The sequence below is a fragment of the Pseudonocardia sp. CA-142604 genome (assembly GCF_050948475.1).
In the GTDB taxonomy this organism is placed as follows: domain Bacteria; phylum Actinomycetota; class Actinomycetes; order Mycobacteriales; family Pseudonocardiaceae; genus Pseudonocardia; species Pseudonocardia alaniniphila.
Map to the genome: position 1 here is coordinate 559,208 of NZ_CP192045.1, position 24,304 is coordinate 583,511.

At 67.5% G+C, this 24,304-nt stretch carries 19 protein-coding genes; 8 read left to right on the forward strand and 11 right to left on the reverse strand.

Going from position 1 to position 24,304, the window contains the following annotated elements:
* Positions 1–297: 297 nt before the first annotated feature.
* The 3 genes from ACQPZQ_RS02655 to ACQPZQ_RS02665 form a co-directional block, all read right to left on the reverse strand.
* Entirely contained in the window at positions 298–672 is a 375-nt protein-coding gene (locus tag ACQPZQ_RS02655) for a cupin domain-containing protein (RefSeq protein ID WP_433291664.1), read from the reverse strand.
* Positions 669–1,649, reverse strand: coding sequence for an aminotransferase class IV (locus ACQPZQ_RS02660; protein WP_433291667.1), 981 nt, complete (start codon positions 1,647–1,649; stop codon positions 669–671). Before ACQPZQ_RS02660 ends, ACQPZQ_RS02655 begins: the two co-directional genes overlap by 4 nt.
* A gap of 116 nt (positions 1,650–1,765) precedes the next feature.
* Positions 1,766–2,722, reverse strand: a complete 957-nt coding sequence (locus tag ACQPZQ_RS02665) for a LysR family transcriptional regulator (RefSeq protein ID WP_433291669.1) — start codon at positions 2,720–2,722, stop codon at positions 1,766–1,768.
* Between the two features lie 233 nt (positions 2,723–2,955).
* Between ACQPZQ_RS02665 and ACQPZQ_RS02670 the strand changes: the two genes are divergently transcribed.
* Together ACQPZQ_RS02670 and ACQPZQ_RS02675 are read left to right on the forward strand one after the other, a co-directional pair.
* A complete protein-coding gene (locus ACQPZQ_RS02670; RefSeq protein WP_433291672.1) occupies positions 2,956–3,429 on the forward strand; it encodes a hypothetical protein in 474 nt (157 codons plus the stop codon).
* On the forward strand, positions 3,429–3,755 hold the full coding sequence (locus tag ACQPZQ_RS02675; RefSeq protein WP_433291674.1) for a winged helix-turn-helix domain-containing protein: 327 nt from the start codon (positions 3,429–3,431) through the stop codon (positions 3,753–3,755). The genes ACQPZQ_RS02670 and ACQPZQ_RS02675 overlap by 1 nt, the downstream gene beginning before the upstream one ends.
* 32 nt (positions 3,756–3,787) lie before the next feature.
* Here ACQPZQ_RS02675 and ACQPZQ_RS02680 read toward each other — a convergent pair whose 3' ends face one another.
* Positions 3,788–4,405, reverse strand: a complete 618-nt coding sequence (locus ACQPZQ_RS02680) for a TetR/AcrR family transcriptional regulator (protein ID WP_433291676.1) — start codon at positions 4,403–4,405, stop codon at positions 3,788–3,790.
* A gap of 103 nt (positions 4,406–4,508) precedes the next feature.
* On the opposite strand from ACQPZQ_RS02680, the gene ACQPZQ_RS02685 reads away from it, so the two are divergent.
* From ACQPZQ_RS02685 to ACQPZQ_RS02695, 3 genes are all read left to right on the forward strand, one after another.
* Complete coding sequence (locus ACQPZQ_RS02685) at positions 4,509–5,483, forward strand: DMT family transporter (protein WP_433291678.1); 975 nt, start codon at positions 4,509–4,511, stop codon at positions 5,481–5,483.
* 318 nt (positions 5,484–5,801) lie between these two features.
* A complete protein-coding gene (locus ACQPZQ_RS02690) occupies positions 5,802–5,963 on the forward strand; it encodes a hypothetical protein (RefSeq protein WP_433291680.1) in 162 nt (53 codons plus the stop codon).
* Positions 5,964–6,340: 377 nt separating this feature from the next.
* Positions 6,341–6,871, forward strand: coding sequence for a hypothetical protein (locus tag ACQPZQ_RS02695; protein WP_433291682.1), 531 nt, complete (start codon positions 6,341–6,343; stop codon positions 6,869–6,871).
* Between the two features lie 74 nt (positions 6,872–6,945).
* Here ACQPZQ_RS02695 and ACQPZQ_RS02700 read toward each other — a convergent pair whose 3' ends face one another.
* Complete coding sequence (locus tag ACQPZQ_RS02700; RefSeq protein WP_433291684.1) at positions 6,946–8,439, reverse strand: SulP family inorganic anion transporter; 1,494 nt, start codon at positions 8,437–8,439, stop codon at positions 6,946–6,948.
* A 297-nt stretch (positions 8,440–8,736) separates the two neighbouring features.
* Here ACQPZQ_RS02700 and ACQPZQ_RS02705 point away from each other — a divergent pair, with 297 nt between their 5' ends.
* Entirely contained in the window at positions 8,737–9,177 is a 441-nt protein-coding gene (locus ACQPZQ_RS02705) for a MerR family transcriptional regulator (protein ID WP_433291686.1), read from the forward strand.
* Between the two features lie 255 nt (positions 9,178–9,432).
* Here the strand turns inward: ACQPZQ_RS02705 and ACQPZQ_RS02710 are convergent, their stop codons facing one another.
* The 6 genes from ACQPZQ_RS02710 to ACQPZQ_RS02735 form a co-directional block, all read right to left on the reverse strand.
* Positions 9,433–10,827 carry an ammonium transporter gene (locus tag ACQPZQ_RS02710; RefSeq protein ID WP_433291688.1) on the reverse strand — a complete coding sequence of 465 codons (1,395 nt, stop codon included), beginning with the start codon at positions 10,825–10,827 and terminating at the stop codon, positions 9,433–9,435.
* Positions 10,828–10,870: 43 nt separating this feature from the next.
* Positions 10,871–12,499, reverse strand: a complete 1,629-nt coding sequence (gene glsA / locus ACQPZQ_RS02715) for a glutaminase A (RefSeq protein WP_433291690.1) — start codon at positions 12,497–12,499, stop codon at positions 10,871–10,873.
* Between the two features lie 438 nt (positions 12,500–12,937).
* Positions 12,938–13,822 carry a LysR family transcriptional regulator gene (locus tag ACQPZQ_RS02720; RefSeq protein ID WP_433291692.1) on the reverse strand — a complete coding sequence of 295 codons (885 nt, stop codon included), beginning with the start codon at positions 13,820–13,822 and terminating at the stop codon, positions 12,938–12,940.
* Between the two features lie 199 nt (positions 13,823–14,021).
* Entirely contained in the window at positions 14,022–14,612 is a 591-nt protein-coding gene (locus tag ACQPZQ_RS02725) for a DinB family protein (RefSeq protein WP_433291694.1), read from the reverse strand.
* A 66-nt stretch (positions 14,613–14,678) separates the two neighbouring features.
* On the reverse strand, positions 14,679–19,658 hold the full coding sequence (locus ACQPZQ_RS02730) for an AAA family ATPase (RefSeq protein WP_433291696.1): 4,980 nt from the start codon (positions 19,656–19,658) through the stop codon (positions 14,679–14,681).
* A gap of 176 nt (positions 19,659–19,834) precedes the next feature.
* The gene (locus tag ACQPZQ_RS02735; protein ID WP_433291698.1) at positions 19,835–21,010 is read right to left on the reverse strand and encodes a macrolide family glycosyltransferase; all 1,176 of its coding nucleotides are present in this window, start codon (positions 21,008–21,010) and stop codon (positions 19,835–19,837) included.
* A 1,052-nt stretch (positions 21,011–22,062) separates the two neighbouring features.
* Here ACQPZQ_RS02735 and ACQPZQ_RS02740 point away from each other — a divergent pair.
* Both ACQPZQ_RS02740 and ACQPZQ_RS02745 read left to right on the forward strand, forming a co-directional pair.
* Complete coding sequence (locus ACQPZQ_RS02740) at positions 22,063–23,250, forward strand: branched-chain amino acid ABC transporter substrate-binding protein (RefSeq protein WP_433298972.1); 1,188 nt, start codon at positions 22,063–22,065, stop codon at positions 23,248–23,250.
* An 85-nt stretch (positions 23,251–23,335) separates the two neighbouring features.
* Complete coding sequence (locus ACQPZQ_RS02745) at positions 23,336–24,265, forward strand: branched-chain amino acid ABC transporter permease (protein WP_433291700.1); 930 nt, start codon at positions 23,336–23,338, stop codon at positions 24,263–24,265.
* The last annotated feature ends 39 nt before the right edge of the window (positions 24,266–24,304 follow it).

The window sequence follows — 24,304 nt, forward strand, 5'->3', positions numbered from 1 at the left end:
CTGACTGCGCAGCCGATGAGGGTTCAGGCAGACGCGAGCCGGGTTGGGGGGCCGATCACCGAGAGCGCGTCGCCGCTTGACCCCCGGCCCGTGGGGGGTGGGGCCGGGCCGCAAGCGCGGTCCGGCCCCCCTCGTCATGGTGGTGGCAGCGCCCGCGACCTTGACGACGCTCAACCGCCACTGAGCCGTTTCCAACCCGGCTGTCGGCGCTGCCGAACGCGCCCGAGGCCTGCGACCGGCCGCACGTACCTGCCCGGCACGGATCAGCGTGTTGGCCCTCTGTCGCCGCCTGAGCCGTCACTGCAGGTCCGGCCATCGGGGTGGTTGCGGGGCCTGCTCCGGAAGCGCGGCCCAGTCCGCGCGGACAGGTGAGTACACCTCGGCGACGACCGCTCCCTCCGGGCCGACCTGCACATCGTGTGGAACGTCGGCGAGGATGCGCCATGTCGAGCCCGGAGTACATTCCCGGCGCTCTCCGCCGACCGTGAACACTACCGACCCTTCGATGACGAATCCGAGCTGTTCGTTGACATGGTGATGTTCCGGAACAACGCTGTTGGGCTCGAGTTCGACGATAGCCATCGTGATCAGCTCGCTCTGGACCACCCGCGCGATCACGCCGTTCCAGATCTCCTTGGTAGGCAGGCTCTCGAGCTCACCAAAAGTGCTCATTCCTTCGGTTCCTCCCCATAAACTGGTGTTGTCCACTCGGGATGGCGGCTGTCGTGGCGGCGCGCAATCGCCCGGAGGCCCGAGTTGAGCGCGAGAGTGGCCTCGCCCGGTTTCCCGTCCCCGACCTTCCGCCCGTCGACCTCGACCACTGGGACGACCACCGCGGCAGTTCCGCAAAGCAGGATCTCGTCGCAGCAGTAGAGCTCGGATCGATGTATACGACGCTCGACCACGGCTGAGCCGGTGGCCTCCTGCAGAAGCACCATCACTTGTGCCCGGGTGATCCCTTCGAGAATGTCTTCGGTGCCCGCAGGTGTTACCCATTCGGAGCCGATTCGCATCGCGATGTTCGATGTCGTCGCCTCCGCGACGTACCCGTCCACGGTCAGCATGATCGCCTCGTCGAAACCGTGGCTCACCGCCTCAGTCTTGGCCAGCGACGGACCCGTGTACGTACCGGTGACCTTCGCCCGATTCGGTGTGCAAGAATCCGGCGCCCGACGCCATGTGCTGATCATGCAACGTACGCCGTGAGGGCTGATGTAGTCGCCCGGTGCGGGTGTGACCGCGACCGATAGCCTGGTCTGCACGTCGTGCATTCGAACCGGCAATACGTCGCCGTACTGGATCAGCAGTGGGCGGATGTAAGCGTCGCACCGAACGTCGTTGCGACGCAGCAGCTCCGCTGTCATTTCCACGAGGGTCTCCGGTGGAGTCGGCAGCCGCAAGCCGAGAATCCGTGCTGATCGTTCCAGTCGGGCGTAATGCGCCATCGCTTCGAACATGTACAGCTGCTCGTGCTCCTCGTTCCACCATGCGCGGATACCCTCGAACGTACCGGTGCCATACGCCAATGCGTTCGCATGTACACCGACTCGAGCCGTGTCGCCCGGGACGATCTGATTCTCGACGAGTACCAATTCGTACGGTTGGCCAAAGCTGCTGGGGATGGTTGTGGCCAACAGATTTTGCTTCACCAGGTCGCCTCCGCATCGACTTGCCGCGCTCGACCGGGCCGAGTTTTTCACTCAGAGTCAGTAAGTGCAATTGAAGTCTTATGATGGAAGCGTTAAGGAACGCTTAAGTGACGAACTCACTCATCGAGGTCCAGCCCCATGCTGGGCGGTCGGGCGCGGGTCGGAGGCGTGCCCAACTGAACACAGATCTCGCGGAGCGACTGGACCATCGCGGACGCCGCCGGCAGGCGCCGGGACTCAGGCGGCACCGCGGCCATGACCGTCCGGGTCAGACTCGGCTCGTCGAGGCGTCGGACGATGACGCCGGGCGGCACGGTCGCGAGTGCCAGCCAAGGCACGAGTGCAATCCCTATGCCTGCGGCGACGAGCCCGCGCACCGCCATCTGATCATCGGTCCGAAAGACGATGTCGGGCTCGAAGCCGGCCGCATGGCACGCCTGAGGCAGCACCTCGATCGTCGAACCGTGCCGCACGCCCTGGATCCAGTGCTGCGTGCTCAGCTCCGCAAGCCTGATGCTGCTCCGGCTCGCCATGGGGTGATCACTCGGCAACATGATGTGCAGCGGGTCGACCACCAGCGGAATGGCCTCCACCTCCGGCGTGTCCCCCATCGGGATCATCGGGAACTCGTAGACCAGTGCGATGTCGAGGTGGTGGTCAGCGACCTGCGCCAGGCCTTCGTCGCGGTCGAGCTCGACGAGCTCGAGTTCGACCGCGGGGTGGTCTCCGCGAAACGCGGCAACTGCTCGGGGCATCAAGGTTGCGTTGGCGGTTGGAAACGAGCCCAGTCGCATCCGGCCGCCTTCCCCGCGAGCTACCGCGGCGAGCGCCGCCTCGGCAGAACGGAGCTCGGCGAGCACGATCGTGGCGTGCCGCAGAAGTTGACGTCCGGCCTCGGTCAACCGCACCCCACGCCGATGCCGTTCGATCAACCGAGAGTCGGTCTCGCGCTGCAGCAGGGCGATCTGTTGTGACACCGCAGAAGGCGTGTAGTTCAGCTCCTTCGCTGCGGCTGTGAGCGAGCCGGCCTTTGCGACCTCATACAGGACTCGCAATCGCGGCACGTTCAGCATGAAGAGATGCTAACGAGCATGACTGCGTGAGTTCAGTAGTTCCACCATCTTGCCGTGACGCCGCTGAGGGCTCGCCGGCTGGCTTGTTGTCGCGGCGGCGCGGAGGGGGTCCCGGTTCGGCGGGCGCGTCTGGGTCCTCCGCGGCCCTCGCCTCGCACGACTGCTTTCCTCTGGGGAAAGCAGTGTGCTACTTTCCCTAGAGGAAAGCAGTCCAAAGATCAAGGATGGGGCCGATGCACCCTCACGACGCCCAGTCTTCGCTCGATGACATCCGGCGCCTCCAGGACAGGACTCGGGAGCAGGTCGTCCGCCAGAGCTTCGCCCGCTCCAACGTCCTGCTCGCGGCCTTGGGACTCCTGGTCGGGCTGGCGTCCATCGATCTCGAGAACCCGTGGCGCACGGTCGCGTTCCTGCTGGGGTTCGGACTCTTCGTCGGAGTGGGGATCGTGCACGAACGGCGGGCCCTCGTGAAGCGAAAGCCCACCGGCGTGGAGTGGCTGTTCTGGGTGGGATTGTCGGCCGGGCTCATGCTGCTGTTCAGCATTTTTCGGATCGCCGGCTGGGTGTTGTTCGGTCTTCAGCCGCAGGGACTGCTGTCGCAGGCCGCTGTCGCCGCTGCTGCCACAGCCGTCACCTATGTCGCCGTGACGCCCTTGATCCGCCGGGCCTTCGCGGCCGTCGTGTTGCGCGACGGCGGACGCGCCTGATGGACCCCCGTTTCGACGAGTTCCTGCACGTCCCGGCACGGTTGTCGATCGTCGCCCTGCTGGCACCGGCCGCCTGGGTGGACTTCGGTTTCCTGAGGGACACGATCGGGACCAGCGATTCGGCACTGTCGAAGCACGTCTCAGCATTGGCCGAGGCCGGATATGTCACGGTCCGCAAAGACCAGCAGAGCCGCGCACGGCGCACCTCCGTGCAGCTCACTCCGCAAGGGCGGCACGCGTTTCAGCAGCACGCCGCTGCGCTGGAGCACATCGTCGCGGCCGCCCACGCCGGTCACGGAGCCACCGAACCCGGACATCCGAGCTAGCGAGCGGCGCGCACACCTGCCGGCTGACCGTCTCAGGTGAGGATGCGGTGGGCCAGCCAGGCCAGCTGATCGCCGATCTGCTCCGGGGTCAGCCCGAGAATCTCGCGTTGCCGCTGGTACAGCTCGGCGCTGAGGGGGGCGAGGGCCACGTCGGCGAGCCGTGCCGGCTCGGGGGCGCCACCCTGGGCGAGCAGGGCCTGGACGTGGGCGTGCCAGAAGCCGTAGGCGCCGATCTCGAACCGAGCGCTCCCAGTCTCGGCGCCCAGCACGAGCGGAAGGAATTGTTCGAGCAGGTCGACCATCGACCGGTAGAACGCCTCCAGCCGATCGGCGGGTGGTGCGCCCGGGCCGAGCGGCGGAGGTCCGGCCAGGAGGCGGGCCTGGAGGTCGCGCTCGTGGTCGTCCAGCAAGGCGATCGCGATGGACTGCACGTCGGGGAAGCGGCGATAGAGGGTTGCCCGGCCGACGCCGGCCGCGCGCGCCACGTCCTCCATCGTCACGGTGCGCGGGTCCCGGGTCCCGAAGAGATCGGCGGCCGCGGCCAGTACCAGCGCCCGGTTGCGCGCGGCGTCCGCTCGTTCCCGGCGTTGCGGTGGGGGAGGTGACGCTTTCGACGTCTCCTCGGAGTGGTCGACACCCGTATCCCGCACCGCCGAACCGTACCCCAGAGCGCCCTACATCTGGACACGGCGTCCGGTTACGTTTACCGTGAACCGGACACGACGTCCACTTGACGGAAAGGGTGGAGGGGTGATGATCGCGGTTCTCCTGACCTGCGCCCTCATGATCGGGGGTCTGCTCGCGGTCCAGGCCCCAGCGAACCTCCAGCTCACGAAGGCGGTCGGCACGCCTTACGGCGCCGCCGCGCTCCAGCTGTGGGTGGCTGCCGGGCTGCTCGGGATTCTCGCCGTCGCGACCGGGACGTTCGTCGCCCTGACGCGCCTCGGCGACGTGCCCTCGTGGTACCTGCTCGGTGGCCTCGCGTCGCCGCTGTACATCACCAGCGGCATCCTGCTGTTCCCCCGGATCGGCGCCCTGGCCGCCGGCGGGCTCTTCGTCACCGGTCAGATGCTCGCCTCGATCGCGCTGGACGGCTTCGGCCTCTTCGGAATCGCACGGCAGACTCTGGGCGCCGGGACCCTGGTGGGATCCGTCGCTGTGCTGGCCGGCATCACCGCGATCGTCCGTGGCCAGCGCGTGAAGGTGCCGGCTGCCGTCGGCCTCGGACGTCCTGCCGGCGCGCCCGCGTCACCACCATTCGCGCCTGCGGGCGTCACGCCGGGCCGGCTTCTGCTCGGGCTGATCGCCGGGGCTGTGCTGCCGATCCAAGGTGCGGTCAACGCACGCCTGCGGACCGTCGTCGTCGAGCCGATCGTGGTGGCCCTGGTCAGCTTCCTTGTCGCCGCACTGACGATCACGATCGTGTTCGCGGTGCTGCGGACGACCGGCCGCACGCCCACACCACAGCTCGACCGGCTCGGCGGTATGCCCTGGTGGGGATGGCTGGGCGGCCTCTGCGCCGTGGGGTACGTGACCGGCGCCTTCATGCTGCTGCCTCAGATCGGCGCAGCTGTCACGGTGGCCCTCACTGTGACGGGCCAGCAACTCATGTCCGCCCTCATCGATACGCGCGGGCTGTTCCGAATGCCGCAGCGGCCCTTCACCGCGGCCCGCGGGGTCGGGTTGCTCCTGCTCGTGGCCGGGTCCTTGCTCATCCAGCTGTTCTGACCAGGCGATTTTCTTGTGAGGACGAAACGAGGAGATCGTGGTGACGCGCGTCGGCAACCTCCGTGTGGCCCGGCCCAACGTAGTGGTCGGGCCATGATCGGCTGTTGCCCTCCTGGAGGTTCTGCATCCATGACAGATGATCTCTGGTCCAAGCCTGACGGGGGGCGCACCGACAGAGGGGCCGCCTCGCCCTTGTCGGAGATCCCATCCCCTCAGGGCGGTCCCACACTCCCTTGGTATCGGTCCAGGATCAAGGAAGAAGATAGCGAGCGGGCACGCCGAGACGCCCGTTTCGTGACTGTCGGGGCTCTGGGTGGCATGGCGCTCGGAGCGCTCACGGCGACCGTCCTGGCGGTAACCGTCCCGGAGGCGATGGGACGCCCGTGGGTCGAGATGTTGGTGGTCCTGACCGGCGTTATCGCCGGAATTCTCGTCGGGCTGATGCCGGGTCTCCGGTTTCACGCCGGCAAATTGAAATAGCCCTGACCGGCGCTGATCGGGCCGCTGGGTGGACGGTCGTCCAGCGGCCCGATGTCGCGTAGTAGCACGGCAGCGTGAGCCCCCTCCAGGGCGAGGACCGGATCCCTACCCGACCCGCAGCGCGTTGGTGCCCTCGGGGGGTATACGTACACCCGACCGTGTCGTCAGAATGCCGAGGCATGAGTTACGACCGGTATCAAGGTCCGCCGGGGCCGCCGCCTCGCCGTGGTCCGGCGGCAGTTCGCCGACCGGATCAACCGCATCCCGGCGAGGCTCGTGGGCGTCACCCGCAACCGCCGCCCGACCCCAGCGCGTATCAACAGCCCCCCCGGGGGCCCGGTGGGTATCCATCACGGCCTCAAGGCCCCGGCGGACACATGCAACCGCCCGGTCTCGCCGAACCGCCGACGGCACCGGTTCGTCAAGCGAGCCCGCCCACGAGGTACTACGAGCAGCCTGCTCCCACGCCGTACGAGCCGGAGCCCGAGCCGTACCAGCGCGAGCGGCCGCCGGCGCGGTATGAGGTTCCGGCTGAGCCGTACGAGCCGGAGTCGCGTGACTACCGCGGCCACGCGTATCGGCAGCCCGAGGAATCGCCGCTGGAGTACCAGCGTGAGCGCGATCGCCGCTCCGACCGAACCACTCTCATCGCCAACACCATTCGTGTGGCCACGGCTCTCATCGCGCTCGTTTTCGTCCTGCACATCGTGTTCACGTTGTTCGGGGCCAATCCGAACAGCGGCATCGTCGGTTTCGTCTACGGTGCGGCAAGGATATTCGTGTTCGGCTTCGGGGACGTCTTCACTCCGGGCGATGCCACGATAGGCCTGATCGTCAACTACGGACTGGCGGCGATCGTCTACCTGGTGGTCGGCCGGGTCATCCACCGAACACTGCGGCAACGCTGAGCCCGGGCGTCCACGGTCGTCCGCGTCGTCCCGGACGCTGGAACTCTCCCCTCACGTGAGGGGAGGTTCACGGATCAGTGAGCGGGCGTGAGGCTGCCCGCAAGGGCAGCGTGCCGGAGCCTGCTCGGCTCGTTCATACCGGTGATCGTCGCCGTTTTTCCCCGAGACGAGTACTTGGTGGTGATGGCGTCGAGTGCGGCGACCGTGGAGGCGTCCCAGATGGTGGCCGCGGACAGGTCGATCACGATGTTGTCGGGGTCGTTGGCGTAGTCGAACTGGAAGACGAGGTCGTTGCTGGAGGCGAAGAAGAGCTGACCGTCGACTCTGTAGATCTTCGTCGTGCCCTCGGGGTCGAGCACGCTGGTGACCTGGACGACCCGGGCTACCTGCCGTGCGAAGAGGATCATCGCGACTATCACGCCGACGCCCACGCCGTAGGCGAGGTTGCTGGTGGCCACGGTGACGGCGACAGCCGAGAGCATGACGGCGGTCTCGCTCTTGGGCATCCGGCGAAGGGTCCTCGGGTGGATGCTGTGCCAGTCGAAGGTCCCGACCGACACCATGACCATCACGGCGACGAGCGCGGCCATCGGAATCTTTGCGACGACGCCGTCGAGCGGGATGACGAGGATGAGAAGAAACGCCCCGGCGAGGAATGTGGACAACCGTGTCCGGCCGCCGGAGACCTTGACGTTGATCATGGTCTGACCGATCATCGCGCAGCCGCCCATACCGCCGAAGAGGCCCGTGACGATGTTGGCGACCCCTTGGCCCCAGGATTCGCGGGTCTTGTCGGAGTGCGTGTCGGTGATGTCGTCGACGAGCTTCGCAGTCATGAGTGACTCGATGAGTCCCACCACTGCCAGGGCGAGCGCGTAGGGCGCGATGGTGCCCAGCGTCTCCCACGTGAAGGGCGCCGCGGGCAACCCCGGCATCGGAAGGCTGTCGGGCAGCGCGCCTTGATCGCCCACGGTCGGCACCGCCATCCCTACGGCGACGGTGAACAAGGTCAGCACGGCGATGGACACCAGCGGGGCCGGCACGGCCCTGGTGAGCCGCGGAAGTCCGACCATGATGACGAGTGCGGCTGCCAGCAGGGCGTACACCGGCCACGGCACGCCGATGAGGTAGGGCAGCTGTGAGATGAAGATGAGAATCGCCAGTGCGTTGACGAATCCGACCATGACGCTGCGCGGCAGGAACCGCATCAGCCTCGCGATGCCCGCCATGGCCAGCACGATCTGCAGCAGCCCGCCGAGCACGACGGTGGCGAACAGGTATTCGACGCCGTACTCACGGGCCACCGGTGCAACGACGAGTGCGACCGCGCCGGTCGCCGCCGAGATCATCGCCGGCCGCCCGCCGACGAACGCAATGGTCACCGCCATTGTGAATGCGGCGAAGAGCCCGACCCGTGGGTCGACGCCGGCGACCAGTGAGAACGCGATCGCCTCAGGTATCAGGGCGAGCGCGACGACGAGGCCGGCGAGGACCTCGGTGCGTAGTACCCGGGGGGAGAACCAGCTGGGGCGAGCAAAGCGCAGGGTGAAGCCGGCAGGACGGGTCATCGCTTCTTTCCACAGAGAAAGGGAGGAGCCACACGCGCTGGGGCTCGAGTCGCGAACCTTACTCTCACGAGAGAGGAGATATGCGGCCATGTGATCGCGGCAACGTCGATCAACGCGAACGACGCGGCGCTGCGGCTGGCGGATCAGGTGTCTGCGTAGCATGGGTCTGCGGTTGACAAGGGCGGCAGTGGCAGTTGCACCCTGCTCTGTCCTGCGTGTCACATTCCCTGGAATCGCCTGGAGAATCGACCGAAGCGAGGTCGGGAGCACTGGCGCTGAGCATGCGAGGTAGAGGCGATGATGCAGATCGGTGAGGCGGCGGAACGAGTCGGCCTGTCGCTGCGCACGATCCGGCATTGGGACGAGGTCGGCCTCGTCATGCCCTCTGCGCGATCCACCGGTGGGTTCCGGCTCTATACCGAGGCTGATATCGAGCGCCTTGCGTTGGTCAAGACGTTGAAGCCGCTCGATTTCTCGCTCGAGCAGATGCGCGAGCTGCTCGCCACCACTGACGCTCTTGCCGCGGACCGCGGCACCGACGAAGCGGCCACCGAGGACCTGCTGGGACGCGTGGCGATGTACCAGGCCGCCGCGTCCAGCCGAATCGAGGCTCTGAGGGCCCAGATCCAAGGTCTGGAGACGCTCTCGGGTGAGCTTCGCCGACAGGCCCTCGACTGTGCGCGGCGCCGTGAAGCCGTCCGGGTTGCGCACAGTGCACGCAGTGGCGCGGACGATTGATCCCTCATCCCTGTGCCGGCAGCTCTGGCAAAGGTGCCACTGGCCGCAACGGTACGGCTGGCCCGACACTCGAGCGTGAACATGGCGAAGCGACGGGCAGATGACACGGGCTCCAGCCGCCACCGGCGGCTGGGCGGATCGCCGCGGCCGCAAGGCCGACCAGCGCCCACAGCAGCCCGTCCCTGCTTCTGCCATCGGGACGGGCTGCTCGGGCGACTGCGATCGGTGTGCCGGTGAGCCGGGAACCGCTTCGGCTCAGCTCTCGTGACTGGCGACGGGCCTTCGCGACGAGCCGGTCTCGGCGCCGGGAACGGCTTCGTGACCGTCGGGGCTGTGGGTGAGCAGGGACGTCAGGCTGGAGTAGTCGTAGCCGCGTTGTGCGTGTTCTTGTTCATCGATGCCGGCGATCTCGGCGTGTTCCTCGATCCGGAAGCCGATCGTCTTCTTGATGAGGATGCCGATGGCGAAGGCCATGGCGAACGAGTAGACCATCACCGCGCCGGCGGCGGCGGCCTGGCGGGCGAGTTGGGTGACGCCGCCGCCGTAGAACAAGCCGTTCTCGCCCAGGGCTGCGGGATTGACGCTCCTGGTGCCGAGGAAACCGATCAGCAGCGTGCCGACTATTCCGCCGACCAGGTGCACACCGACCACGTCGAGGGAGTCGTCGAACCCGAACCTGTACTTCAACCCCACCGCCAGCGCACACAACACACCGGCGACCACGCCGATCACGAGCCCACCCAACGGGGTCACGAAGGCACAGGCCGGTGTGATCGCCACCAGTCCGGAAACGGCGCCCGATGCCGCGCCCATGGGGGTCGGTTTGCCGTCACGGATCTGCTCGACGAGCAGCCACCCCAGCACCGCGGTGCAGGCCGCGACGGTGGTGTTGGTGAACGCGACGCCGGCCAGGTCGTTTGCGCTGAGCGCGGAGCCGGCGTTGAAGCCGTACCAGCCGAACCACAGCAGGCTGGCGCCCAGCAGCACGAAGGGCAGGTTGTGCGGACGCATCGATTCCCGCGGCCAGCCGGTACGGCGGCCCAGCACGATGGCCAGCGCGAGCGCGGCGGCGCCTGCGTTGATGTGTACCGCGGTGCCACCGGCGAAGTCCTCGGCCTTGAGCACGTTCGCGATCCAACCGCCGTGCGATGCCGGGCCGGTGAAACCGTCGAAGGAGAACACCCAGTGCGCCACCGGGATGTAGACGACGGCCACCCACACGATCACGAACAACGTCCAGGACCAGAATTTCACCCGGTCTGCGACGGCACCTGAGATCAGCGCCGGTGTGAGGACGGCGAACATCAGCTGGAACATCACGAACGCCGTCGCCGGCAGCGCGTCCGGCCCCGGCCATGGCACACCGGGCGGCCCGGCGACGCCGACGAAGTGACCGATCGTGGAGCCCAGACCGACGAACTCGTTGCCGCCGAACAGGCCGGCGAACGCGTCGTTGCCGAACGACCAGCTGTAGCCGAAGGCCATCCAGATCACGCCGACCACTGCCAGGCAGATGAAGTTCATCATCAGCATGTTCAGGACGCTGTTGCTCCTGACCATGCCGCCGTAGAAGAAGGCCAGCCCTGGCGTCATCAGCATCACCAACGCCGCGCCGACGAGCACCCAGGCGGTATCGCCCGCGTTGAGCATTTCTCAGTCCTCCTGTGGACGGATGTCATGTGCGGGTGGGGGATCAGGAAACTGCGGCAGGCTTCTGGTCCGGGAAGTCCTGGGTGAGCAACTGCGCGACTGCGGGGTGGCCTTCGCGTTCGGCGTCAGTTGCCGGGGTTCCGCCCCAGCGGTCACGGGCGTCGGGGTTGGCCCCTTGATGGAGCAGGTAGCGCACGACCTCGAGCTGCCCTTCCGATGCCGCGAGGTGCAGGGCGGTGCGGCCGTCGTAGTCGGAGGCGCTCGGGTCGATGCCCGACGCCATCGCGGCGCGGACGTCGTCCAGATCGCCTTGGCTGGCTGCCCAGCACAGGCGCACCACACCGTCGGCTGTCGTCTGGTTCTTGCGGCGCCTGGGGTCGCGTTTACCTGTTTCGTCGTTGCCGACAAGCCCGTCGTAGGCGTGGAAGTTGTACCTCTCGGTGAGCATCCGCGAGAACTTGATCCCGCGCACCGAGTTTCCGAGTGCATCGAGCCGGGGTGACCACACCGCGATTCCCATGACCTGCGGGACGACGATCATCAGAGCCCCGGAGACCCCGCTCTTGGCGGGCAGGCCGATGCGGAACGCGAACTCTCCCGAGTAGTCGTACATGCCGCATGAGGACATGAGTGAGAGGCATTTCTGCACGTTCTCCGTGCGGAAGAGCCGGTTGTCGGTCAGGGGCGAGACGCCGCCTGCGGCCAACGCTGCGGCGGCAGCCGCCAGCGACTCCGTATCGATCTCGATGGAGCAGCACTGGAAGTAGAACTCCAGTGTGTTGACGAGCTCGGTGCCCTTCGGAAAGGCGTTCTTCTCCCGCATGAAGTAGCCCAGCGCGAAGTTCCGGTCGGCGCTGTCGCGCTCGGACAGGTACACCGGGTTGTTGAACCCGACGCGCCCGCCGCTCGCGAGTTGTCGCCACATGTCGGCGACATAGTCGAACCGGTCCGCCATCATGTCCGACGGCCGGATCAGCGAGCTGCACATGATCGCCCCGGAGTTGATCATCGGGTTGTGCGGGATGCCCTTATCGCTGAGTGACAACTCGTTGAATCGGACGCCGCTCGGCTCGCAGCCGACATGCCGGTGAACGGTGTCCGCGCCGTGCTCCTCGAGGGCCAGCAGGTAGTTGATCGGCTTGCACACCGACTGCAGGCAGAAGTTCACGCTGTGGTCACCTATCGAGTGTCGCTGACCGTCCGTGGTGCAGATCGCGATGGCGAGCCGCTCCGGGTCGACCCTCCCCAACTGCGGTATGTAGTCCGCTACCGCACCGCCCCGCTCCTCCAGCAGTTCTTGATACATCGACTCGATGTCCTGCGTGAAACGTGGGAAGTCGGGTATCACCAGTTCGCCTCTGATGGCCCGCGAGATGATGCCGCTGTTGCGCTGGCAGATGGCGATGAACCTGTCGAGGTCGAGGCGGCCGGTCTCTTGGCCCGGATTGTCGAGTGCGCTCCACGCCTCCTGTATTCGCCGGTCGTCCGGACGGATTCCCGCGCTCTTCAGTCGGGTGAGCACCTCGAACGGCGAGATTCTCCCTTGGGCATCCTGCGTGAACGAGTCGAAGAGCGCCTTGTAGGTTCTTCTCTTGTCGCCGGGTAAAGGCGCGTGTGAACCGCGACCGCCAACGGTTCCCACTCGAGCGGTAGTGAGCTGCGTCTTGCCCATTTCCGTTCCCCTTCGGATCACGGGATGACGTGGTGATTACGCGAGCGCCGTGCAGTGAGGTCGGCACGCCTCCGGGTCGGCTCCGATCTGGATCATACAGAAAGCAGTTTGTGCAGGCTGGGCCGAATTGGGTTCAAGTTCGCCGTAGCCGAGGGCGGTGTGTGTCCGGGTTGCTGAATGCCCCGGAACAGCGAGGATACGGTAGTTTCTGGTCAGGGCGGAGTTTTGTCCGACGTCGTGGCCGACAATGAGTTCGGCAAAAGACCGGAATGCACCTTGTGGGACGCGAGCCGATCGGCGGTGGCGGTGGGATCGGCAGAGGTCGGGAGGTGTGCCATGCGCTCAGCATGCGCTGACCGGTCGTCAGGCTGAAGCGCGGAACTCTCACGGCATATCAGAAACGCTAATGATTCCGACTCCGTACGGCTGCCCTGGCAGTCACACGGGCTGGGTCCGGGTAGCGCGGAGTTGGGTGATCAGCTCGGCGACCATGGGAGACGGACGGCACGCATGCACGATGTAGATCTCGCGCGTTGGCGCGGACGCGCGCAGGTCACGCACGATGACCGCCTCGTGCCGGCCCAACATGCTGGCCGGCACGAGGGAGATCCCGAGGCCCGCTGCGATGAGCGCGAGCGTGACCTCGTAGTCCACCGTCTCGTAGGCGACGTGCACCGAGCCCAGGGACTCGAGGAACATCCGGTGCGGCACGCCTGGAGCGCCCGAGATCCAGTCCTCGTCCTGGAGCTCGGCGATGGCAACCTCCGCCGATCCCGCGAACCGATGGCCTGGCGGGAGCACCAGACGCAGGGGATCCCGGAACAAGAGCTGCCGGCGCAGGCCCGTTGCCGCAGGCAGCACAGCACCGGGGTAATGGTGGGTGATCAACAGATCGAGCTCCCGGGCCACGACCAGGCCGTACCCGTCCGGTGGCTCGACGTCGACGAGGGAGAACCGAATCCCCGGCCGCCGCTTCCGGAGTACCGCGAGTGCCTGCGGAAGCACTGTGCGGGCCGCCGATGAGAAGGCACCGACCGCGATCTGCTGCGGCTGATCGATGATCGCCGACTGGATGGCCCGCTCCGCATCGCGAAGCTCGCCGACGACCCGCTCACCGTGCTCCAGCAGGACCCGGCCCAACCCTGTGAGTGTCGTGCCGGCGCGCCCCCGGTCGACAAGCGGCGCACCGACCTCGCGCTCCAGCTTCGTCAGTTGCTGGGACAAGGCGGACGGCGTGAACCCCATGCGGGTGGCAGCGGCGGCGATCGAGCCGGCGTGTGCGACCTCGACCAGTACGTGCAGCCGAGAGGCGTCGAGAAGCATCAGCGTCTCTGTTGTCCCATGTGGAATCGGCACTTCAGCTCGACGAACGGTTGACGCGAGGTGGGCCCATAGCCCCCTTCCTACTCCTCTTGGCCCGATCGCAGCGCTCGATCGGTGCGCGCGGCATTTTCGGCGCAGATCGGTCCGGTGCGCCGAGGTCCGCAGCCGCTCGCGGGGCGCCGGCGCTGCGCGTGACTGCTCAGTGCCGGTCGAATTCCTGCGCAACGCGCTCCAGCCGGCTGCGATAGTTCTCCCACCACTGCTGGTCGCCGGCTCCCATGTTGTCGTTGTCCTTCCGCAGTCCGACGGCTTTGTCGATGAGCTCGCGGATGATGTCTGCGTGCCCGGCGTGCCGATGCGTCTCGGAGATCACGTGCACGAGGATCTGGTGCAGCGTCACCTCGCTTCGGTCGTCCGGCCAGTGCGGGACATGGCCGACGGCGTCCAGCGCCAGGATCTCGATGGTGGCGTCCGAGTGCGCCCACGCTCGGTGATAGAGGCCGATGATCTGCTCGCGCGTCTCGTCGGCGGTCGCCCACATGTCCGCGTTGGGTTCGGCATCGGCGGCGTACCAGGGCAGTGGTTCCTCGGAAGGGCGTTCGAAGGTGGTGCCGAAATACCCGAGCTCGACGCTTGCGACGTGTTTGACCAGGCCCAGCAGGTTGGTGCCCGTCGGTGTCATGGGCCGCCGGACGTCGTACTCCGAGAGGCCGTCGAGTTTCCACAGCAGTGCCTCGCGAGCGACCTGTAGGTAGCGGTGGAGGTGTTCTTTCGGATCCGAGTCGGTCATGGGGGCAGCCTTGCACCGGGCACACCCGACCCTGGCGCGAAGGTCGATATCCGGGCGACGGCTCGCTCAGCCGGAACCCGTGTGGCTGGAGGACAGCGGGAGTTCGGCTTGCAGGGTGGTGCCTGCGCCGGGGGTGCTCTGTATCGAGAGGTGACCACCGAGTGCCTCGGCCCGGTCCCTGATTCCGACGAGGCCGGTTCCGCCGGCGGGGTTGGCGCCGCCTCGGCCGTCGTCGCGCACGCAGATCCGCAGCGCGTTGCCGGTAGCGGTGCGGGTGGTGTCGATGGTGACGTGGGCGGCCGAGGCATCGGCGTGTTTGGCGGTGTTGGTGAGCGCTTCGGCGACGAGGTAGTAGGCGGCGATCTCGATCTGTTCGGGTAGCCGGCCATCTGCCTGCACGTCCAGCTCGACAGGGACGCGGGAGCGGCCGGCGAGAGCTTTGAGGGCGGGGCGCAGGCCGCCTTCGGCGAGGGCCGCCGGATGGACCCCACGGGCGAGTTCGCGCATTTCGTCGAGTGCGATGGTTGCCTGGGTGGCCAGGTCGTCGAGCTGTGCGGCCAGTGCGACGTCTTCGGTGGGCACCATCGCGTGCACCGCACGCGCCTGCAGGACCAGGGAGACCAGCTGTTGCTGGGCGCCGTCGTGCATGTCCCGTTCGATGCGTCGGCGGATCTGGTCGGCCGTTGCGACGATCCGCGCGCGGGAGGTGGTGAGCTCGGCGTAGAGCTGGGCGTTGTCGAGCGAGACGGCGAGCTGGCCTGCGATGAGCGTGACGGCGTCGAGCCGCTCAGCGGTGAATGCGCCGCGGATGAGGCGGTTCTCCAGTATCAGCTGTGCCCGTAGCGTGCCGCGGCTCAGGATGGGGACGGCCAGCAGGGCGCAGCACTCGAGGTCGCTGAGGTACGGGTCGCGCGCGAACCGGTCGTCCCGGGTGGCGTCGGCCACGACGAGCGGTTCACCGATGCGCTGGACGTAGCGCAGCACGGACAGCGGCACCGCGTCTTCGTGGTCGCCACCGCTGACGGGCGCGGTGCCGCCGCCGGGTGTGGGCAGCAGCCAGTCGTGGTGGTCGTCGCTCCACAGCAGCAGGTGCACGCCGGTTGCGCCGGTCATCGCGCCGAGCACGTCGACCACGCGGGCATGCAGGCGTTGGATGCTGGTCTCCGAGCTCAGCGCCTGCGACGTGGACAGGATGCCGAGCAGGTCGAGCGTCCCGGTCGTGACGGTGGCCCGTTGATGAAGAACGTCGCCGGGTTGGTCGCCGCGCTCCTCTGCGGTCGCGTCGGGGCGTCGTCGCAGGATCGGGTACGCCCAGTCCAGCTGGCTGACCTTCGCCGTCGCCCCCCAGGCGAGGTACTCCTGGCGGGCCTGGGCGAGCAGGTCGTAGCCGGTCTGTTCGACGCCGTGGGCCAGGTAGAAGCGGGCGGCGTGTTCGGCGATCACGGCGCGATGCCACGGGCGCCGCCGCCGGGCGACCTCGTGCCGTGCGGCGTCGAAGGCCAGCACGGCGGCGCGGAAGTCGCCGATCGCCCAGGCCCGCTCGGCTTCGATCAGCCGCAGCAGGTGCAGAAAATTGTCGGGCGCGTCCGCGGCTCGGGCGGTCAGCCACCGCGACACCTCGTCCAGTTCGGAGAGCAAGGCGGTTCGCTCGTCACCGTGGACTGCGCGGGCCTGGTTCGCGACGGCCAGCCCGCGCAGCACGTGGGCCACGGCGGTCGGGTAGTTGCCCAGGACGGCCGGTAACAGCGGCATCGCGGCCTCGGTGTGCCGTGCCAGGTCGACCGCATTGCCGAAGACGGCGGCGGCGATCGCACGGTTGAGATGTGCGTGGAAGAGCGCGAGCGGGTTGTCCGCGTACCTGTCGGTGGGAACCGGCGTAGCGCTCGCGGCCGAGCTTTCGCCGCGCAGCACATCGGCCAGCCACAGATGACTGTCGAGCCACTGTCCGCCCTGCTCGCTGCCGGTACGGCGGACGAAGGCCAACCCCGCCTCCACCGCCGCGGTGAAGCTGTCGAGCGCCGGCGCGCAGTCCAGCAGGTAGTAGACGGTCGGGTGGTGGGTGTAGCCGGCGTAGGCCAGGTCGCCGCCGGCGATCAGCCCCTCGCGGGCGCGCTGGGTGGCGTGGACGCCGTTCTCGATGGGCTCGAACCAGCAGCTGAGGATGCCGAACACCCGGCGCGCGTGCGAGGTCTCGGGCTCATAGCCGCGGGCTTCACCCACTGCCAGGATCCGCCGCAACGCCTTGTAGCCGGCGACGCTGTCGCCGCGCTGCGCCACGGCGTGGAAGGAGGCGACGCAGGCGGGGCTGACCAGGGTGGGCCCTGGGCCCTGCTCGAGCCAGATCCGCAGCGCTTCCAGGCTCATCCACGCCTGGATCGCGTGGTCGGCGGCGAAGTAGGCAGCCGGCAGGACCGCGTCGATCAGGCGGGTCGCGGCGAGCAGCGCGGGGTCGGTGATCTCCGGTCGCGCCAGGTCGTCGGCGGCTTCGGTGTGGTCCAGCCATCGGTACAGATACTCGAACTGGTTGTCGAGCTCGGCGCCCCGCCGGTCGGCGGCGGGGACGGTGAGGCCGAAAGCACGCAGCGACTCCAGGCCCAGACCGATCGCCTCGGCGAAGCGGTTCCGGTGGGTCAGGCTGCGCACCTGCACCACCGTCGCGTCGGCACCTTGGAGGCAGGTGGGCGCCAGCCGCTCGATCGTGCGGTACTCCTCGTCGGCCTCGTCGAGTCGTCCCAGGCTGTAGAGGGTGGCGTGGCGGCCGGTGTGCACCTCGATGAGCGTGGCCGTCTTGCTCGGCTCGATGAGCTGCAGGGCGCCGGCCAAGAGCGCGTTCACCAGGCCGTATTCCCCGATCAACGACGCCTGCTCGGCAGCACGCCGCAACAGCCGCACCACCTGCTGTCGCTCGGCTGCGTCGGTGACGGCGTCGATCACCGGCAGGTACTGCTCGGCCGCGACCGCGTACAACTCCGCCACACCCGACAACCGCCGCGCCATGTCCAGCTGCAGCGCGCGGCGGCGCCGCGGATCCAGCCCGCGCAGGATGACCTCACGGGTCCGGTCGTGACGAAACCGCACCGCCTCACGCAGCCCCGGCTCCACCACCAGTACCCCATCATCGAGAGCGGGCGCCAACCGCTGCTCCACCACACCCGCCGGTACATCGCTGACGGTCTGCAGCAGGCTCACCTCCGCCCGCCCGCCCAGACACGCCATCGCCTCGACCACCGCGCGGGAGGTCGCCGGCATGGCCCTGACCCGCGCCGCGAGCAGCCCGGCCACCTCCGACTCGCCCAGACGAGCACGCGCGACCGCGTCGTCCCACTGCCACCCGGCGGTCGTCGGGATCAGCACGCCCTCGCGGCGCAGCGCGTTGAGCAGCTCCACCGTCTCGTGCGGATTGCCGAAGGTGTGCCCGTTGATCACCTCGACCAGGCCCGCCGCGGCGGCCGGGCTGGAGTGCAGCATCTCCGAGACCATGGTGGAGAGGCTCGGGACCGGCAGGTTGTCCAGCCGGAGCTGTCGAACGCCGCTCTGGTCGCGCCACCGGGACAGCAGCGCAGCGAGCGGATGTGCCGCGTCCATGTCGGCTTCTCGGTAGGCGCCGACCAGCAACAGGCCGTCGACCGGTTCCTCGGTCAGCACGAGATCGATGAAGCCGAGTGGGGTGCGCCCGCCCCACTGGAGGTCGTCGAGGAACACCACGACCGGCCGTTTCCGTGACGCAACGGCCCGCAGCCCCTGCATGCCCACTCGCTGCGCCCGCACCTGCGCGGTGAGCGGATTCCCGGGATCGGGCGGCACTCCCAGCAGCGTCGCGAACTCCGGAATCGTCGCGCTCAGCAGGCCCGCGTTCGGGCCGAGCGCTGTGAGGGCGCGTTCGCGGACCTCGGTCAGTTCGTCCTCCGGTTCGGCCAACAGCATCCGGCCCAACGCCCGGAACGCCTGGTAAACCGCGTTGAACTCCAGATCCCGCCGGTACTGGTCGAACTTGCCGGCCACAAACCAGCCGTCCCGGCCCGTCACCACCGGTCGCAGCTGATCGACCAACGCTGTCTTGCCCACCCCCGGTGCCCCACCGACCAGCACGCCCCGGCACCGCCCCGACAGAGCGTCCTCGAACGCCGCCTGCAGCGCCGCCACATCGGCATCACGAGCCACCAGCCGCGAGGGCGGAAGCAGTCGCAGCGGCGCATCGTGCTCACCGATACGCACCCGAGCCGGTCGCGGACGGGTCTGAGCGTCGCGCACCCGCTCCAGGTCGTAGATCACGCCCTCCGCGGTCTGATACCGGTGATCGGGCTCCTTCTCCAGAAGACGCATCACGATCTCCGACAGCGCCGCGGGCACCGCCGGGTTCACCTCGACCGGCGCCACCGGCACCCGGGCCAGATGATCGTGGGTCAGGCGCAACGGATCACCCGAACCGAACGGCGGATCACCCGTTGCCACCTCATACAACGTGGCACCCAACGCATACAGATCCGCCCGCTGATCCACCGACCGGCCGGTCCGCCCGGTCTGCTCCGGAGCGAGATACGCCAACGTCCCGACGATCTCACTGTGATGGGTGAACTCCGGACGGATCTCGGCGAACGAGGTCGCCAACGCGAAATCCACCAGCAGCGGAATGCCCCCGTCGGAGATCACGATGTTGGCCGGGGTGATATCCCGGTGCAGCACGCCCCGGCCGTGCATTCCCGCCACCGCCCGAGCCAGCCCCACCGCCAGCCCGAGCAGCTCGTCGACACCCAGTGGCATCGCCCGACCGGCCAGACTCGTGCCACCCACATCGACCAGCAGGACCGACCCCGGGTACCGCGGCGTTTCCACCAACTGCGCAACCCCCGCGACACCGCGCAACCGCTGCAGCATCGCCACTTCGTGCCGCAGCTGACGGTCCGCGTCCGCTCCCAGCGGTTCCTTGCGGACAACGGTGCGCCCGGGAAGGAACAGCCGCGTCACCCGCGTGCGCGCGCACTCGTGCAGCAGCACCTCGGCCGGAGCGGGCGGATCCCGGCCCGGCTGCACCCCGCCTGCCCCCATCCGACACCTCCACCTGGTCGGATGCACCTTCCGCGTGCCTACGCCGGCCCGACTGCTCGCGCAAGTGCGGAGCCCTCAGAGGCCACATTTCGCCATCGGTTGGACACGTTCGGTGAGTTTCCGGACCGGCCCAGCGTGGCTGATCCGACGTGTCGACCTCGCGCGACGATCGGCCTTCACGGATGAGAGAGCAGCCGGGCGATGGCGTCAGCGGCGGCGGTGGCTCCGCCCGCGGTGTCGATCTCTCCTCGCATCCAGGCGAGCCGCTCGCGGATGGCGGTGTCGTCGGCGACGGCGTCCACCGCGTTCCAGAAGGTCGGAGCGGTGAGGCCGTCAGGATCCAGAGCCCGGCCGAGGCCGAGCTCGGTGATCCGGTCGGCGTTGGCCCGCTGCTCGGCCATCTGGGGCAGGGCCACCAGGGGGACGCGGAAGTAGAGGCCCTCCATCGTGCTGCCCATCCCGGCGTGGGTGGCGAACACGCCGGCGTGCCGGAGCACGGCCAGCTGCGGGACCTGGGCGTGCACCTCGACGTTCGGGGGGAGTGGACCGATCGAAGCGGAGTCGAGCAGATCACCGACTGCCATCACCACGTGCCAGCGGCGGCCGGCCGCCGAAGCGGCCACCATGCGGTAGAAGTCGGGGCGATCGTTGTAGGCGGTACCGAGTGAGACGAGCAGGACCGGTACGTCCGCGCGTGGCGGCGTCCAATCGGGCTGGAAGGCGCGCTCGGTGAGACAGGGGCCGACGAACGTGTAGCCGTCGGTGAAGGTGTCGCCTGCGTACTGGAAGGCCCGGGGAACGGTGACGATCCGCAGGGCGGCTGTGTTTCCCTGCATGAAGCCCTCGATATCGGTGATGCCCTGCTGTCGCAGGTAACGGCCGGTGCGCAGCAGCGTCCGTAGGAACCGCGGGCTCAGGGGGTTGATCCGGGCATAGGCGTTCATCGACCAATGCCCGTTGCTCACCAGGTTCGGCCACGTCTCGACGGACGGCACTCCCCACCTGCGCGCGAGGATGCGTCCCCACCAGGCGAGGGTGCCGTCGTGGACGACCAGATCGGGCGGCTCGGCCTCGGCGAGTATCGGTACGAGCGCCTTGGTCTCGCCGAGGAGCAGGTCGATCGCGCGAATCAGTTCCTTGCCGTGCATCTGCGGGAGCGCGTCACGGCCCATGGTTTCCCAGGTGGAGGTGATCGGCACGAAACGGGCACCTGTCTCGGCGATCCGGTCGGCGAACTGCGCCGGCGCCCAGTACGTGACCTCATGGCCGCGGCGGACGAGCTCCGCGACGATCCCCAGCGTCGGGTTGACGTGCCCCGCTCCCATCGGCCGGTATGCAGAGATCGACGCCACGGGCGCAGCCTATGGGGCGATCGTCCTGTCAGGCCCCCCATGCCGACGGCCATCAAGCGTGCGTAGGCCTCGGGTGCCTCGACCAACGGCAGGCCTCGATCATCGGCCGAACGTCGCGGGCCACGGTGAAGGCGCGGTTGTCCCCGTTCTCGATCGAACGATCCGTGGGGCTGGAACGTCCTGAGATCGGCGTCCCGGTTCACTCTCACCTGCTTTGATCGGTTGCCCTGCGTGCTGACCTCGGCGATCCCATGCCGACGATCAAACGCGTACTCGGCACCGCGAACATCGGCCCGTGATGTGTAGAAACGCGAGGTTCACCCTTGTCGCGACGGGATCGGTCGCCATGAAGGCCACAAGTCTGCTCAGATCAGTCTTTTGGACGCTGATCTCCGTGCAGAAGTGTGCGACCGTGCAAGCGTCTCCAAGCGGGTGGGTGCGTCGAGAACGCGGTCGATCGATGTGATTCGGCCAACGGGTGCTCGCGCCCCGAGTGGTGCATATCGTATTAGCCGCGGCCTATCGTGCCAGGACATTTCCGGCGGTACGCTCGATCATCACATTTCCCAAGGCTTTCGCTTAGTGCCAGTAATATCAGCAGGGAAGACATGTCCATTAGGCGTTTCGAAAAGTACAATGTTCATATGCTGACGAGTGTGACGCCCGGCTGTCGGCATGGATGTGGTCCTGTCCGGTCAATTGACCGGCGGGTCAGTCTTTCCAACATTGTCGTGCCGCAGGCTCCCCTGTTGCGGCATCGGCGGAGATTTGCAGGTCTTGGGCTGCTCTGGTCGGCTCGTGCAACGAGTGCGAGTTGTGTCGTTCTCCAGCGGAACGGGTCAGAGTGGGCGATTGCGCGAACGCTCCTCAGAGGCGACGGAGCCGGTCGTTCTTGAAACAGGGTCCAGCACTGGCACAGTTGGTTCGGGGTGCAATGTGTGCGCGGATGGCCCATGACCGGATGCGTGACACGTAATGCGTCGATAGGAGAGGGAGTGGGAGTGAGTCGAAATCGTGCAGTCGCTTGGGCAGGCCTCGCCGTGGCCGGAGTGATGCTGCTTCCGGCTTGTAGCACCAACCAATCGAGCGAGAGCGCCGGTGGGTCGTCGTGCGACACCAGTAAGGGGTCGTTGGTCATCGGCGTGATCGCACCCTTGTCGGGCGGCCTGTCGGCCTACGGGTTAGGCATCAGGAACTCGGCCGACCTAGCGGTACGGCAGGCGAACCAGACGTGTGCGGTGCCGGGGTATCGGCTGGTACTCCAGCCAGAGGATGACCAGGCGACTCCGCAGGTCGCTGCGCAGGCGGCCACCGAACTGGCGTCCGATCCGAACATCGCGGGCGTGATCGGCACCTACAACTCTTCGACGGCACAGTCGGTCGCTCCGATTCTCGCGCAGCAGAACATCGTGGAGGTGTCGCCAGGAAACACCGACCCGGTTCTTTCGATGGGGCCGGATGCCACCACTGCGCCCAAGCGTCAGTTCCCGATGTACTTCCGGGTGGCGACCACCGACCTGCTGCAGGGGCCGTACGGTGCCCAGTATCTGATCCAGAAGGCCGGTAAGAAGCGGATCGCGGTCATCGACGACGGTAAGACATACGGTGTCGGTATTGCGAACTCCTTTGTGCAGGAGGCGCAGCAGCTCGGCGCTGACGTCGTGACTCGGGAGCGGGTGGGGGAGCACGACACCGACTTCTCCAGCGTCATTGCCAAGATTCGTCCCATGAACCCGGATGCGGTGTACTACGGGGGCGAGTATCCCGTGGCCGGACCGCTGTCGAAGCAGCTCGCCGACGCCGGTCTGCCCGTTACGGTGATGGGCGGAGACGGCATTGCCGACAAGCAGTACGTCGCCCTCGGCGGCAGGCAAGGCGACCTGGCCACCGGCATCGGAGCTCCCGTGGAGTCGCTGCCCGATTCCAAGAAGTTCATCGACGACTACACGGCCGCAGGCTACAGCGAGTCGTACAGTCCTTACGGGGCGCTGTCCTTCGACAGCGCGAACGTGATCATCGATGCACTGAAGAAGGTGGTCGGCAGCGGGGACTTCAGCAGTTCCCGCCGCCAGGACATGGTCAATGCCGTCCAGCAGACGAACGTCGACGGCATCAGTGGCCATGTGTCGTTCGACCAGTTCGGCGACACCACCAACAAGATTCTCACGGTGTACACCGTCAAGGGCGATGCCTTCGTGCCCGTCGAGACCGGCACCTTCGATCCGCAGGCCTCGCACTGACCCCTGGGGTCCGGGTCGGCACATGCGATGACGACATGCCGGGGGCGGGACTTCCGCCCCCGGCGTATGTGGAGGGACCGCCCGCTTGCTGTCCACGTTGTTGTCCCAGATCATCAATGGGTTGATGATCGGTTCGTTGATCGGGCTGATCGCGCTGGGTTACACGATGGTCTACGGGATCATTCAGCTGATCAACTTTGCCCACGGTGAGATCTTCATGGTCGGCGCGTACGGCGGGTTGGCCACGTTCACATATCTGTTGCCGACGTTCATACAGCAGCGCTGGTATCTGACATTGCCGTTGTTGATGATCGCCGGGGCTGCGGTATCGGTCGTGGTCGGGGTGGCGATGGAGCGCCTGGCGTACCGGCCGTTGCGGAACGCCCAGCGGTTGGCACCGTTGATCACCGCGCTGGGAGTGTCGGTGGCCCTGCAGGAGGCGGTGCGGGTGTTCTACCCGGGCGCCACTGCGGCTCTTCCTTTTCCCGGCGCCTTCGTGCAGGGAACGTTGATCATCCCCCTCGGCGATGGGGTGCCGATCAAGTACTCGGGGATGCTGCTGGTCGTCGTGTCGTTGGCCTTGGCGGTGGCGTTGCAGCTGTTCATCGACCGGTCGCGGATGGGGCGCGCGATGCGGGCGACGGCCCAGGACCGTGACGTGGCCCGGTTGATGGGTATCGACCCGGACCGCGTCATCGTGCTGACGTTCGTGCTCGGCGCGGCGCTGGCCGGGATCGGCGGCGTGCTCTACGGCGTCTACCTGAACACCGTCAACATCGACATGGGCTTCCAGAACGGGATCTTCGCGTTCACGGCGGCCGTTCTGGGTGGGATCGGGAGTGTTCGCGGTGCGGTGGTCGGCGGTCTGTCGATCGGGCTGATCAGGGCCTTGGCGGGGCAGTACCTGCCCGGCGGGTCGGCATACGACTACGTGTGGATCTTCGTGGTGCTGATCGCGGTCCTGGTGTTCCGGCCACAGGGCTTCTTCGGCGAGACGGAGCGCGTACGGGCATGACCACTCTGGAGAAATGTACGGCTGGGCGGCCACGCGGGT